At 55.6% G+C, this 13,468-nt stretch carries 12 protein-coding genes; 4 read left to right on the forward strand and 8 right to left on the reverse strand.

What is annotated here, in order from left to right:
• Positions 1–87 precede the first annotated feature (87 nt).
• The 6 genes from rodA to ACNQ6O_RS11270 form a co-directional block, all read right to left on the reverse strand.
• Complete coding sequence (gene rodA / locus ACNQ6O_RS11245) at positions 88–1,233, reverse strand: rod shape-determining protein RodA (protein WP_418053300.1); 1,146 nt, start codon at positions 1,231–1,233, stop codon at positions 88–90.
• Positions 1,233–3,131, reverse strand: coding sequence for a penicillin-binding protein 2 (gene mrdA / locus ACNQ6O_RS11250; RefSeq protein WP_418053301.1), 1,899 nt, complete (start codon positions 3,129–3,131; stop codon positions 1,233–1,235). The genes rodA and mrdA overlap by 1 nt, the downstream gene beginning before the upstream one ends.
• A gap of 8 nt (positions 3,132–3,139) precedes the next feature.
• Positions 3,140–3,610 (reverse strand): 23S rRNA (pseudouridine(1915)-N(3))-methyltransferase RlmH, encoded by a 471-nt coding sequence (rlmH, locus tag ACNQ6O_RS11255; RefSeq protein WP_323752646.1) that lies wholly within the window; start codon positions 3,608–3,610, stop codon positions 3,140–3,142.
• Between the two features lie 2 nt (positions 3,611–3,612).
• Positions 3,613–3,963 (reverse strand): ribosome silencing factor, encoded by a 351-nt coding sequence (rsfS, locus tag ACNQ6O_RS11260; protein WP_199007639.1) that lies wholly within the window; start codon positions 3,961–3,963, stop codon positions 3,613–3,615.
• Between the two features lie 70 nt (positions 3,964–4,033).
• Positions 4,034–4,684, reverse strand: coding sequence for a nicotinate-nucleotide adenylyltransferase (gene nadD, locus ACNQ6O_RS11265; RefSeq protein WP_418053302.1), 651 nt, complete (start codon positions 4,682–4,684; stop codon positions 4,034–4,036).
• Positions 4,685–4,687: 3 nt separating this feature from the next.
• Positions 4,688–5,944: a glutamate-5-semialdehyde dehydrogenase gene (locus tag ACNQ6O_RS11270; RefSeq protein WP_418053303.1), complete on the reverse strand. Its 1,257-nt coding sequence runs from the start codon at positions 5,942–5,944 to the stop codon at positions 4,688–4,690.
• A 144-nt stretch (positions 5,945–6,088) separates the two neighbouring features.
• Here ACNQ6O_RS11270 and ACNQ6O_RS11275 point away from each other — a divergent pair, with 144 nt between their 5' ends.
• The 3 genes from ACNQ6O_RS11275 to ACNQ6O_RS11285 are packed head-to-tail and all read left to right on the forward strand — an operon-like array spanning position 6,089 to position 9,539.
• Positions 6,089–7,096, forward strand: coding sequence for a GGDEF domain-containing protein (locus ACNQ6O_RS11275; RefSeq protein ID WP_418053304.1), 1,008 nt, complete (start codon positions 6,089–6,091; stop codon positions 7,094–7,096).
• Positions 7,093–8,091: a GGDEF domain-containing protein gene (locus ACNQ6O_RS11280; RefSeq protein ID WP_418053305.1), complete on the forward strand. Its 999-nt coding sequence runs from the start codon at positions 7,093–7,095 to the stop codon at positions 8,089–8,091. Before ACNQ6O_RS11275 ends, ACNQ6O_RS11280 begins: the two co-directional genes overlap by 4 nt.
• Positions 8,088–9,539, forward strand: coding sequence for a bifunctional DedA family/phosphatase PAP2 family protein (locus ACNQ6O_RS11285; RefSeq protein ID WP_418053306.1), 1,452 nt, complete (start codon positions 8,088–8,090; stop codon positions 9,537–9,539). The genes ACNQ6O_RS11280 and ACNQ6O_RS11285 overlap by 4 nt, the downstream gene beginning before the upstream one ends.
• Here the strand turns inward: ACNQ6O_RS11285 and ACNQ6O_RS11290 are convergent.
• Positions 9,536–10,117 carry an LON peptidase substrate-binding domain-containing protein gene (locus tag ACNQ6O_RS11290; RefSeq protein ID WP_418053384.1) on the reverse strand — a complete coding sequence of 194 codons (582 nt, stop codon included), beginning with the start codon at positions 10,115–10,117 and terminating at the stop codon, positions 9,536–9,538. The two genes, ACNQ6O_RS11285 and ACNQ6O_RS11290, sit on opposite strands and share 4 nt — an antisense overlap.
• Positions 10,118–10,161: 44 nt before the next feature.
• Positions 10,162–11,415: an HDOD domain-containing protein gene (locus ACNQ6O_RS11295; protein ID WP_418053307.1), complete on the reverse strand. Its 1,254-nt coding sequence runs from the start codon at positions 11,413–11,415 to the stop codon at positions 10,162–10,164.
• 162 nt (positions 11,416–11,577) lie between these two features.
• Between ACNQ6O_RS11295 and ilvD the strand changes: the two genes are divergently transcribed.
• On the forward strand, positions 11,578–13,413 hold the full coding sequence (gene ilvD / locus ACNQ6O_RS11300; protein WP_418053308.1) for a dihydroxy-acid dehydratase: 1,836 nt from the start codon (positions 11,578–11,580) through the stop codon (positions 13,411–13,413).
• The last annotated feature ends 55 nt before the right edge of the window (positions 13,414–13,468 follow it).

Consider the following 13,468-nt stretch of genomic DNA (forward strand, 5'->3'; position numbering starts at 1 on the left):
TGGTTTGTCAGAGCTTACTGACCTGCAATATTGTAACGGGTTCCTGCCGGCGTTAACCATTACCGGCCAGCCATGATTACCCTGACCTCAGGCTGTAATCATCCGGCGATGGGTATGAATCGACATAAGCACACCAAAAGCCGCCATCAATGTAACCCCGGAGGTCCCACCATAGCTGATCAAGGGCAAAGGAACCCCGACCACAGGCAGCAGACCACTGACCATTCCAACGTTCACAAATATGTAGATGAAGAAAGTCATGGTCAGAGCGCCTGCCAGCAAGCGAGCATAAGAGTCCTGAGCCGACACAGCAATGTACAGACAGCGCAGGATAATCAGAAAGTACAGAGCCATCAGTAGCAACATACCGACAAAACCAAATTCCTCGGCCAGCACGGCGACAATAAAGTCGGTGTGACTTTCTGGCAAAAATTCCAGATGTGACTGAGTCCCCTGCAGCCAACCTTTGCCGTCCAGGCCTCCCGAACCGATCGCGGTCTTTGACTGAATAATGTTCCACCCCGCCCCGAGCGGGTCACTTTGCGGATCCAGCAAGGTCAGGACGCGCTGTTTCTGGTAATCCCTCATCACAAAAAACCACATCAGAGGCGCAGAAACCGACACCAAGCCAAAAAATGCCACGATCAGTTTCCAACTCATGCCCGCAAAAAACACCACAAAGATGCCGGCCATACCCACCAGCAACGAGGTGCCCAAGTCTGGCTGCTGGACGATCAAGAACATGGGTAAAAGAACGATAAACAGCCCCATCATCACCCGTCCAAAGGTGGGCGGCAGGAAGTAACGAGATAGATACCAAGCGGCCATCATCGGAACTACCAGCTTCATCAACTCCGAGGGCTGGAACCTCGGCAGCCCCGGGATCGCCAACCACCGCTGCGCGCCCTTGGCTCCCACGCCTACCAGCAGAACGGCCACCAAACCGGCCAAGCCAAGCACATACAACCATGGTGACCAACGCCGAAAGACAGCCGGGTCCAGCTGCGCAAATACCAGCATCACGCCAAAGGCCACGGCCAGCCGGATTCCCTGAGCTTTAACCACCTCAATGTTTCTATCGGCGCCACTGTAGAGAACAAACAATCCGCCGCCGACCAGCATCAGCAACAGAAAAAGCAAGATCGGGTCTAGATGCAGTATGTTCCAGATGCTACGCGACCGCCCTAAGCCGGCTCCCGCCGGTCCATCCAGCAATTTTTCCCCCAGCGCCATCAGTGCTCACTCCCAGTGTGGTCTGACTGCCCCAGCAAACGGGCGGACTCGGCCGCTGGAAACTCTTCCAACCAGGCATCAAACAATCCTCGGGCAACCGGCGCTGCGACACTGCTGCCACCACCACCGTTCTCGACAATGATGGCCACGGCAATTTTCGGATCGTCGGCGGGCGCAAAACCAACAAACAAGGCATGGTCCCGAAGCCGTTCCTTAATCTCTTCCGCGTCGTATTCTTGGTCTTTCCCTAGGCTAAACACCTGTGCGGTACCGGTTTTGCCCGCCATCCGGTAACTGGCACCACTTGCGGCTCGCCGGGCGGTACCTCGGGCTCCGTGCATCACTTCCTCCATGGTATCGACCACATACTCCCAATTTTCCGAATCTTTCAGAATCAGAGGGTTGTGGGTTTCTGCGGGCAAAAACTCAGCCGCTGACCGCTCGCCGCGAATATCCTTCAGCAGGCGGGGTTCAACCCACTCGCCACGATTGGCGATCAACGCGGTGGCCGTCGCAAGCTGCAACGGTGTCGCTAGGAAGAAACCTTGGCCAATCCCCATGTTCACAGAGTCCCCAGGGTACCAAGGCTGATTGCGCATGGCGCGCTTCCAGCCGTCAGAAGGCAACAAACCACTCAAGGCGCCGGAGACGTCTAGAGTTGCGTCTTCACCAAAACCAAACGCTGAAAGATATTTGTGCATGGTGTCGACCCCCATATCGGCGGCCACATCGTAAAAATAAACATCGCAAGACTGCGCCATCGCATGTTTCAGATCCACCCAGCCATGCCCGGAACGCTTCCAGTCACGGTACCGGCGACCACCTTCACGCAACTGAAAATAACCCGGGTCCCAGATCTTCCGATCACGGGTTGTCACCCCGCTGTCCAGCGCTGCCACCGCCATCATCGGTTTGATGGTTGAGGCCGGCGGATACTGGCCGCGCAACGCCCGATTGAACAACGGCTTGTCGTTACTTTCACTGAGCGCACGGTAGTCCGCTACGCTGATGCCTGTGACAAATTTATTGGTATCAAAGCCGGGCACACTCGCCAGTGCTAAAATACCACCGGTCGCGGGCTCTATCGCCACAACGGCACCCCGCCGCCCCTCCAACAACTCGTGGGCCTTGCGCTGAAGGCGCAAATCCAAATGCAACTCCAGATCTTCACCCGGCACCGGGTTTTCGCGTTCCAATACGCGCAAAATCCGCCCCCGAGCGTTGGTTTCGACGTGCTGATAGCCAACCCGGCCGTGCAACACTTCTTCATAAAACCGCTCAATCCCGGACTTGCCGATGTAGTTGGTCCCCGCGTAATTTACCGGATCAATTCTATTCAGCTCTTCACGGTTAATACGGCCAACGAACCCCAGTGCATGGGCAGTGAGATCACTGTGAGGGTAATAACGTACTAATTCGGCAGTGACTTCTACGCCCGGAAACTCATGCCGATGCACGGCCATCTTGGCGATATCCGATTCCCCCAAATCGTAAAACAAGGGAATTTCCTGAAACGGTCGCCGTGGCTCATTCAAACGTTTCCTGAAGCGCTCGAGATCTTCGTCAGCAATCTCGAGAATACGTCCCAAACGGTCCAGAGTGTCGTCAATCGGGGCCGCCCGTTCGGGCACAATGGTTAAACTGAAGACGGGACGGTTTTCTGCCAGCAATTCCCCGTTGCGGTCATAAACCAAACCACGGGGTGGCGGCACCGACTGAACCTGAACACGGTTTTTATCAGACAAGGTGGTGTAGATGTCGTGCTCAACGACCTGCAACTGATACATGCGGGCTAGTAATCCCGTCATCAGAAGCATGACAAACAGCAACATCACTAAAGCGCGACGCTGAAATAGCCGGCGTTCTGCCGCGGTGTCTTTGAATTCACCCCAAGCCATAGAAAACCCTAGGCCCGGTGATAAGGGTGATTACGCGTGATAGACCAGGCGCGATACAGCTGTTCTGCGAGCAGAATACGCACCAGAGGGTGAGGTAAAGTAAGGGGGGAGAGTGACCATTGTTGATCGGCACGTTGCCGGCAAGCCTCGGCTAATCCATCGGGGCCACCCACCAAAAAAGACACATCTTGACCATCTTGCTGCCAGCGTTCCAGCTGGCTGGCAAGTTTTTCTGTTGACCACGGGCGCCCCCCCACTTCCAGAGCAACCACCCTGTCCCGCTGACCGACAGCCGAAAGGATAGAATCGCTTTCTCGCTGCATAAGCCTTGGGATATCAGGGTTCTTGCCGCGATGAGGCATGGCAATTTCAGTCAACTCGAGGGGCAGCTCCGGTGGCATCCGGCGCGCGTAATCGTTATACCCCGCAGTGACCCAGTCGGGCATTTTTTGCCCCACGCAGATCAATCGCAGGCGCATGATTACTCGCTGCCTGCCGCACCAGCTTCTGGTGCATCGCGCCAGAATCGTTCCAGATCGTAGAATTCGCGAGCCGCTGGCATCATCAGATGCACAACCACGTCGCCCAGATCCACAAGAATCCAGTCACTGCCCGGAGCACCTTCTACGTTATTAGCTCGCATCCCCTGCTCCTTGGCTTCGATAACCACGGAGTCGGCCAGTGATTTCACGTGCCGGCTGGAGGTACCCGATGCGAGAACCATGAAATCAGTAACGCTGGTACGATCACGAACATCCACTACGCTGATGTCCTGCGCTTTGATGTCTTCTAGCGCGTTTACGACCAGATCTTTCAGTTGTTCTGCCTGCATAATTACCCTGTGTTCCGGGCGATGGCCCAGATGGCCGCCCGATTAGTGATATTCAGACGCGATTGTAGCACTAAAAGTTTCTGTCGGGGCAGGCACCGTAAAGGCCTTGCTCATGAATTCTCTGCAAGACCGGGTCCGGTAGCAGATAACGGGGCGAGCGCCCGTCTGCAATTCGCTGCCGTATACCCGTTGCCGAAATATCCATCAACGGTGCTTCGAACTCCAGAATTTTTCCGGCAGGAGCTTGCTGCAGGTCACTGACACGCACTGCGCGACGCTCATCCAGCAAACAACGCGCCGGACTTCCCTGGGGCAAATCCGCCCCCGGCCTGCGTACAACCACAATATGCGCCAATCCCGGAATTTCCCGCCACTCCTGCCACCGATCAAAGCTGGCAAAAGCATCAGTGCCGACCACCATCACCAACGGCTGCTCCGAACCCAATTCGCGCCGCAATTGCAGCAACGTATCCGCTGTAAAAGAGGCTCCTCCACGCTGCAATTCGCGATCATCAACACCCAACCGAGACTCACCGTTGATGGCTATGCGAATCATGTCGAGCCGCTGGGCCGAGGTTGCTCCCGTGCCACTGCGATGCGGCGGAATATGGCACGGCATCAAATCCACCCGCTCCACCTGCAGCGCATCGGCCATCTCAAGCGCCAGCCTCAGGTGTCCGTGGTGGATCGGGTCGAAGGTTCCGCCATAGATAACGTGCATCAATCAGGCCCGAATGTGGCCGTCACCAAACACCACATACTTCTGAGAGGTCAGGCCGTGCAGCCCAACCGGACCACGGGCATGAATCTTGTCGGTGGAGATGCCAATTTCCGCACCCAACCCATACTCAAAACCATCCGCAAATCGGGTCGAGGCGTTAACCATCACGGAACTGGAATCCACTTCGGTAAGGAAACGACGAGCACGGGTATAGTTTTCGGTAATGATGCTTTCGGTATGTTGAGAGCTGTAGCGATTGATGTGATCAATAGCGCCGCTCAATCCGTCCACCACACGCACCGCGAGAATCGGGGCAAGATATTCCTCATGCCAATCGTCTTCAGTCGCCGAAACAATGCCCGGCAGAATGTTCAGGGTTCGTTCGCAGCCACGAAGCTCGACACCTTTCGCGTCGAACTCAACCGCCAGCAAAGGCAGGATATCCTCAGCAATTTCCTGGTCCACCAGCAAAGTTTCCATGGTGTTGCAGGTGCCGTAGCGGTGGGTCTTGGCATTCACCGCGACCTTAAGCGCCTTCTCGGGATCCGCGTGACTATCAATGTAAACATGGCACACACCATCAAGATGCTTGATGACCGGCACTTTGGCATCCCGGGAGATACGCTCAATCAACCCCTTCCCGCCCCGCGGCACAATAACATCCACGTACTGCGGCATGGTGATCAACTCGCCTACGGCGTCACGATCGGTGGTTTCAACCACTTGAACGGCAGCTTCCGGCAATCCAGCGGCGGCCAGCCCCTGAGCGATGCAAGCAGCCACCGCCTGGTTGGAGTGAATGGCTTCAGAGCCACCCCGTAAAATCGTCGCATTTCCGGATTTCAGACACAGACTGGCGGCTTCAACGGTCACGTTCGGACGCGATTCGTAAATGATGCCGATCACGCCCAGCGGTACGCGCATTTTCCCGACCTGTATTCCGGACGGGCGATAGTTCATATCGGTAATCTCACCCACCGGATCCGGCAAGGCCGCCACTTGCTTCAGGCCTTCGATCATCGTATCGATACGGGCTGAGGTAAGTTCTAATCGATCCAGCATCGCAGCATCTAGCCCGTTCGCCCGTCCGTTCTCCAGATCTTTCTGGTTGGCCTGCGCAAGCTCCGCTCGAGCACTGTCGAGTGCGTCTGCGGTGGCTGAGAGCGCGTGATTCCTCACCTCAGTCGTTGATCTGGCGACTTCTCGTGCGGCGGCCCGAGCCTGTTGGCCCAGCTCCGTCATATAAGCTGCAACGTTCATTGATATACCTTCTTAATATGCAAGCTGAATCTAAAACCGGTGGGTTACTTTACCTTTCCCGTTTCAAGTCCGCACCCCAAACGACTATTATACCGCTGCACAGGATTCAATATTCAACGGATGTGCCGGTATAGGACAGTCACCATGCCCCAGTTGGCCGAAAAATTTCTGCCTAGCAAGCTCTCGAAAATAGGCTTTATTGTTCTGGCTTTAACCGCGGCTGGCTTTGCCATGCTGAGAGAACCCTTGGCAGCCGCCGCGGCTGCCTCTACAGCTGGGCTTTTTCTGACCGGCATGCACGGAAACCGTCGCAGGCAATCAGTACCTTGGCCACAACTGCGCATTCTGTTTTTTATCACTCTGAACTTAGCCCTGTTTGCCGCGCTATGGCGTGGACCTTGGACTTTGAGCCACTGGCTCTACGCGCTTCCATTGATCACCTTCGGGTTTGTGCCAGCCTACGCCGCACTCGTCATTACCATCGCGGGGGTTATTTTCGTGATGTCCAGCACTCAATCATTCATCACGCTGCCTGACCGCCACCAGATGATCAGCGCCTTCGTCCTCTCCACGTTACTCGGGGCCATCCTGATCTTTCTGCAAAAATACAAAGATCGCCAGCTCAAGCCCTTGCGGCGCACCGACCAGCTGACACAAGCGGCAAGCCGAGAATACTTGTCTGCCGATTTACACAAAGAAATACAGCGCAGTGAACGTGAAGGGACTCATCTATCAGCCATGGCGATTGGCCTCGACACCCACGTAAGCGACACAGCGCCAGATGCCGACATCAGCGCCATTCTGCCTCGCATCGGGCGATACCTGCACTCACAGCTTCGCGACTTCGACACCTACTACCGCATGGCCGATCTACAGTTTCTGGCCATTCTTCCAAGCACCAATACCGCCGAAGCCGCTGATACTGCTGAACGCATTCGGAACGGCCTATGTACGCTTATGGCCTCTCACGGCCTGAAACTAACGGTCAGCGCTGGCGTTGCCGGTCTCAACATTGGCGATGATGCCGACAGCCTGCAAATCAGCGCCTCGAATGCTCTGCGGCGCGCCCAGCAACAAGGTGGCAACCGGACACAGACGTACAGCAATCCGGTGCCCAACGATCTTTCAGGTACCAGGGGAGCAGCACAATGACAGAGACCCGACTGCGGACCTGGACTCACAGCGCAGCATACACGCTGGCGGCCGTTTTCATCAGCGCGCTGGCGTTTCAGAATTTACGCTACGGCTTTTATCAATTGTTTTACCTTGCGTCGATGATGGCGACATTGCTGTTCTTGGGTTTGATCTACACGCTTATTTCCCGTCGTCAGCAGCTATCAGCTCCGGGACACCTGATCATTCTCAGCTTATTAAATGTTGGGCTATTAATCTCCTGCCTAACCCTCGAGGCGCCGGGCCTCAGTCACTGGGCGATGCCACTACTCGTTCTTAACCTGACCATTTTACCCCTTCGCCAGGGGCTAGAATTGTCGGTTTTGCTGGTCGCAACCGTTTCAATCTCACTGTGGCTTAAGCAACCTTTCTCTGACGCCTTGATAGCCAGTTCGGGCTTGGGCCTCATGCTGGCCGTGGTCGGGTTTTACATTTGGGGCTATGACCACATGACCCAATCCGCCCAAGATCTATCCACCACGGACCCTGTCACCGGGGCGCATAACGCTCGCTTTCTTGATGAAACACTGCAAAAAGAAATCAGCCGAGCCATTGCCACCGGCCACCCGTTATCCGTCGTCAGCATCGGCCTGAGCCACTCAGAAGAAATTCGAGACCTGCACGGCAAAGCCGGGCTGCAAAATTTGTTGAAGAACATGACGGAGCACTTGTTCGAAACCATACGAACCGGCGACACCCTCTACACAATCAATGAGTCTGAGTTTTTTCTGATCCTCCCCTTCACGCCAGAAGAAGGTGTGCGGGTGATTGCCGAGCGCATACGCCGCAGCATCATCGAGTACGACTGGCCCGAAGTTGGTAAAGTATCCGTGAGCCTCGGCTGCACCACCCGCGGCAACGGAGACACCAGCACTTACTCACTCCGCTCGCGAGCCACGAACGCCATGGAAGAAGCAAACACAAGAGGTGCACATTCAGCTTGGTTTAGCCCTGGAGAACCCGTTAAAGCATGACTGAAACCTGGCTCAACGATGCAACCTCATGGGTTGCAGCCAACCCGGGCTGGCTGGCGCTGGCCCTTGCTGCAACGGCATTTATTGAATCTCTGGCGGTGGCCGGCATTATTGTGCCCGGCGTGGCCATGCTGTTCGCTTTTGCTGCTTTGGCTGGCAAATCCGGTATGCCACTCACTGAAGCGCTTGTTTGGGCCGGCGTTGGCGCCGTGGCGGGAGACGTGTTGAGTTTTGCCATCGGAAGAATGCTACAGGGGCGATTGCACTCGGTCTGGCCTCTGAGCCGCTACCCGAACTTGCTTGCCCGTGGTGAGGCGTTTTTCCATGCTCACGGAGGCAAAAGCGTAATCATCGGACGATTTGTAGGGCCTATCCGGCCCATCATCCCTCTAATCGCCGGGGCCTTCTATATGCCCTGGCAACGCTTTTTATTGTTCAACCTGCTATCCGCGGTTGGCTGGGCTCTGACTTATATCTTGCCGGGCTATTTAGTAGGCGCGGCACTTGCAACCGGGATCAAACCGCCCCCTCACTTCTACCTGATACTGGGCCTAAGCTGTGCAGCCTTAATTGCCGTGTACATCATCGCACTCCGGATGCGCCTAGGGCTCGGCGAGGGCAGTCGACTTTACCACTGGCTTGAATCACGAATGGCGGCCTATGACGCCACTCACAGATTCTGGCGCTTATACACCAGCGCTCGCCCGGCCCATCGCGGTGAATTTCCCCTCCCATCTTTGATGATGGCCACCACAGCGCTGGCGCTGTTCCTGATTCTTGCCCAACTGGCTACGCTCAGCAGCCATCTATTCCTGCTCAACCAACAGGTTAGTGAGTGGTTCGAATTGCTCCGGCAACCGCTTCTGGACCTGCCGATGATGGCATTCACTCTCGCCGGGGATCCACCTGTACTCACCGCAGCCGCGGCTCTGGCAGCGGCCAGCCTTGCATTCAGAGGCTACTACGCCGCAGCAATCCATATAGCTGCCGCTGCGCTACTGACCATAATCAGCGTCTGGTTACTCAAATCAGGCATCGGCATAAGTCGGCCTGATCACGTGTTCAGTCCTCCGGAGTCCGGCGCATTCCCGAGTGGCCACACGGCCGGCGCAACCGTCCTTGTCACACTGGCCGCCAGCTTTATTGCCGGCGAAAGCCATCAAAAACAACGGTGGCAAAGCTATGTACTGCTGTCGCTGCCGCTGATCCCGATAGCACTCAGCAGACTTTACCTCGGGGTTCACTGGTTTACAGACGTACTAGGCGGGTTCTTTCTGGGGCTGGCGATAACCGGCGCCATCAGAGCCAGCTACAGTCGCTTTGACCGGGTGCCCATCAAAGCTGAAGCCGTTACTTGGATTGCACTCATTCTTTGGCTACTGTTTGTCGTTTTTTACATCAACGAGCACTGGGGAGTGGCGCTACAGAGCTATGCGCCGAAACTCTAGCCATCGCCTTCAAGAGCCTCCAGCAAGCGTTGAAGCCGGTCAAGACGCTCTAAGGGGTCTTGTAACTCGGCCAACCGCTGCTTTTCAGGAGTGTCCAGTGGCAACAATTCCGTCAGACGCCAGCCAACGTGCCGTGCGTCGTCAAAGTCCACCTTCATATCCAGATTCTTGATGGCTGGATGCCGAAACAAAGCCCTCAGCACCGACGGTAGCTCATGGTAACGCTCGGGAACATCACTCTCGGCTTCTAACATTAAAACTTCCACGTCACCGAGATTCAGCCCGTCTTCTTGTTGCCAGGTCCGAACCACCGACACCTTACTTTCACCTTCTACCGTGATGCCCAGTAACCCGTTATCCAGCTGTTGAAAATCGATGATGCGCACATAGGTTCCGATATCGTAAAAAGCGGCGGCCCTCGACGTTTCAGGACCCTCCTGCAATAGCACAATCACAAAGCCGCGGTCTTCCTTAAGGCATCGACTCAACATGTCGATATACCGAGGCTCGAACAGCTGCAGTGGAATGCGCCCTTGAGGCAAAACAACTGAGTTCAGAGGAAATAAAGGCACATTCATATGAGTTTCAATCACTGCAAAGCAGCCCCCGATTACGGGTTAATTTAACGGGCAGACAGAAGCTTCTGAGCTTCATTTACTCGCTCTCGGGCTTCACTGAGTAATTGAAGACTTCGTGAAGCATTCAGCTCCAATTCCCCCAAACGCCGCCAGGCAGGTACCTGGTCGAAGGTCGGTAAACCGGCATTCTTGCCGGACCCAATCATCGAGTGCAATTGCGCAACAATCACGATATCCACAAGCTGAGGCGCAGACTGCCGACACTCATAACTCCAATCTTCAGCGTAACGAGCTGCTTCAATGAAGCTTTTAGGGAACGACCAGCTCTCAAGAACAGCGCAACTTACATCCGCCCTCAACTCCGAGATAGCGTGCTGCAGATTCTTTTCATCGGCAAACAGATTGACGTGTTTCTCGGCCTGCACCAACACAGGAACCACACCAACATCGTGCAATAACCCCGCCAGCATCGCTTCTTCAGGGTCCACTCCGGTTGCATGGTCAGCAAGCACCCAACATAAAGCGGCAACCTCCCGCGAATGCTGCCATAAGGCTTCAATCTCTTTCTTCAATGTTGGCTGCTGGGTTTTGAACACCTCTCGCATGGCGAACACCGTCACCAATTGCCGGGTCGTTCGCATCCCCAAGCGGACCACCGTTTCCTGTACGCTTCTAACCTCACTGAAGCCCCGGTACAACGGGCTGTTGCATGCTCGCACCAGCTTCGCAGCCATAGCGGGGTCGGCCGACACAGCTCCGGCCACCTCGACCGCGCCAGCGTCTTCTCGTTCCACAATCCGGCGAACTTTCCAAGCAACATCCGGCACACTCGGCAGTTGCACCTGGTTCGAACGCAGTTGCGCGTAGAACTCCATCAATAATTGGTGCTCTTCGCTCTCACCACCCTCATCGACCGATGATGCCATCCCGACCTGAGCGACCGGCGCATCTCGCAACAGCTGGTTGAGGGTTTCCTGCTCGACAACCAGAAACTCACAAACCTCTAACGCCTTTACGTCGTACATCCTCGGCTGAAGCCGCGCAATCGGGTTGACGGCTTTATCAGTTCCCGCCTGAATTACCGAATTTCGGCCGTCATGGGACGCCAACTGAACCGAACCGGAAATCAAAAAGTAATCCAGCCCATCCCGAACACCGCGCTCAAGGATTTTCGCGCCACGTTTAAACGTGCGGCGTTCGGCGCGATTAGCCAACACCACTAATTGCCCGTCTGTCAGCCTGCCGAGGGGATTGAAGTCTTTCAATCGACGAAGTGTTAGCCGTTCCTGGCTTCCCATAATCAAACTCTCAAAATAATGAATGTTCGTTGTTACTCATTGTAATCACACGCCGCCAAAACAGCCATGCGAACGCGTCGAATCTGGTATCCTCTAATTTTTACAGCACCAACCGCTTTAAATATAGCGTTAATAAGATCATTCGGGAGAGAAAAGCACATCATGCCCCAGTATCGTTCGCACACGTCGACAGCCGGCCGGAACATGGCCGGAGCCCGCGCTCTATGGCGCGCAACCGGTATGAAAAACGAGGATTTCGGCAAGCCGATCATCGCCGTTGTTAACTCATTCACCCAATTTGTGCCGGGCCATGTTCACTTGAAAGATCTGGGCCAGCTGGTCTGCCGTGAAATTGAAGAGGCCGGTGGTGTTGCCAAAGAGTTCAACACTATCGCAGTCGACGACGGTATCGCCATGGGGCACGACGGCATGCTTTATTCCTTGCCGTCCCGCGAAATCATCGCAGACTCGGTCGAATACATGGCCAACGCACATTGCGCCGACGCACTGGTTTGCATTTCCAACTGCGACAAAATCACCCCCGGCATGCTGATGGCCGCCTTGCGCCTGAACATCCCCGCAATTTTCGTTTCCGGCGGGCCGATGGAAGCCGGTAAAACCAAGCTATCCGAAAACAAGCTCGACCTGGTCGACGCTATGGTGATCGCCGCTGACCCAACCGCCAGTGACGAGAAAGTCGCCGAATACGAGCGCAGCGCCTGCCCGACTTGCGGTTCCTGCTCCGGCATGTTCACAGCCAACTCCATGAACTGTCTGGCCGAGGCCATTGGCCTGGCACTTCCTGGCAACGGCTCGATGCTGGCTACTCACGCCGACCGCGAGCAATTATTCCTGAAAGCCGGCCGTCAGATTGTGGAAAACACCCGACGCTATTACGAGCAAGACGACGACAGCGTGTTGCCGCGCAGCATTGCGTCACTCGAATCATTCAAGAACGCGATGGTGATGGACATCGCCATGGGTGGTTCCACCAACACCATCCTGCACCTGCTTGCAGCAGCCCAGGAAGGTGAAGTTGACTTCGATTTGGCAGACATCGACCGCTTGTCCCGGGAAGTACCACAGCTGTGTAAAGTGGCACCGAATTCACCGAAATACCACATGGAAGACGTGCATCGTGCGGGCGGCATCATGGGCATTTTGGGCGAACTGGACCGCGGCGGCCTGATCAATACCAACCTGCCAACCGTGCACAGCAAGACCATGAAAGAAGCCCTGAAGACCTGGGACATCATGCAGTCACCCACGCCTGAAGTGATTGAATTCTATAAAGCGGGCCCGGCGGGCATTCCGACTCAGACCGCGTTTAGCCAAAGTACTCGCTGGCCAAGCCTCGACGGCGACCGTGAAAACGGCTGTATTCGCTCTGTTGAAAACGCCTATTCATCCGAAGGCGGGCTTGCCGTGCTGTACGGCAACATCGCACTGGACGGCTGCGTGGTGAAAACCGCCGGCGTCGATGAAAGCATCTTTGTCTTCGAAGGTAAGGCTCGGGTGTTCGAAAGCCAGGACTCTGCCGTTGCCGGCATTCTGAATGATGAAGTGAAGTCTGGCGACGTGGTTATCATCCGCTACGAAGGCCCCCGCGGAGGACCCGGAATGCAGGAAATGCTTTACCCAACCAGTTACCTGAAATCGAAAGGATTGGGCAAAGAGTGTGCTCTGCTGACCGATGGTCGATTCTCAGGCGGCACCTCAGGCCTGTCTATTGGTCACGCTTCCCCCGAAGCCGCAGCCGGAGGCGCTATTGGCCTGATCGAAGACGGCGACACCATTCTGATCGACATTCCGAACCGCTCGATCAACGTTCAGGTCAGCGATGAAGAACTGAATGAACGCCGTAACAAGCGTGACGCCAAGGGCTGGAAGCCGGATCAGCCCAGAGAACGCAAAGTTTCAACTGCACTCAAGGCCTATGCTCTTCTCGCGACCAGCGCCGACAAGGGCGCTGTCAGAGACGCGTCTAAATTGGGCTAACAGCCCCAACAAAAAAGCCCGGCTCATTGTTGAACCGGGCTTTTTTTATGTCAGG

Origin of the sequence: Marinobacter sp. SBS5, from assembly GCF_048285575.1 — a bacterium.
Classification (GTDB): Bacteria; Pseudomonadota; Gammaproteobacteria; order Pseudomonadales; family Oleiphilaceae; genus Marinobacter.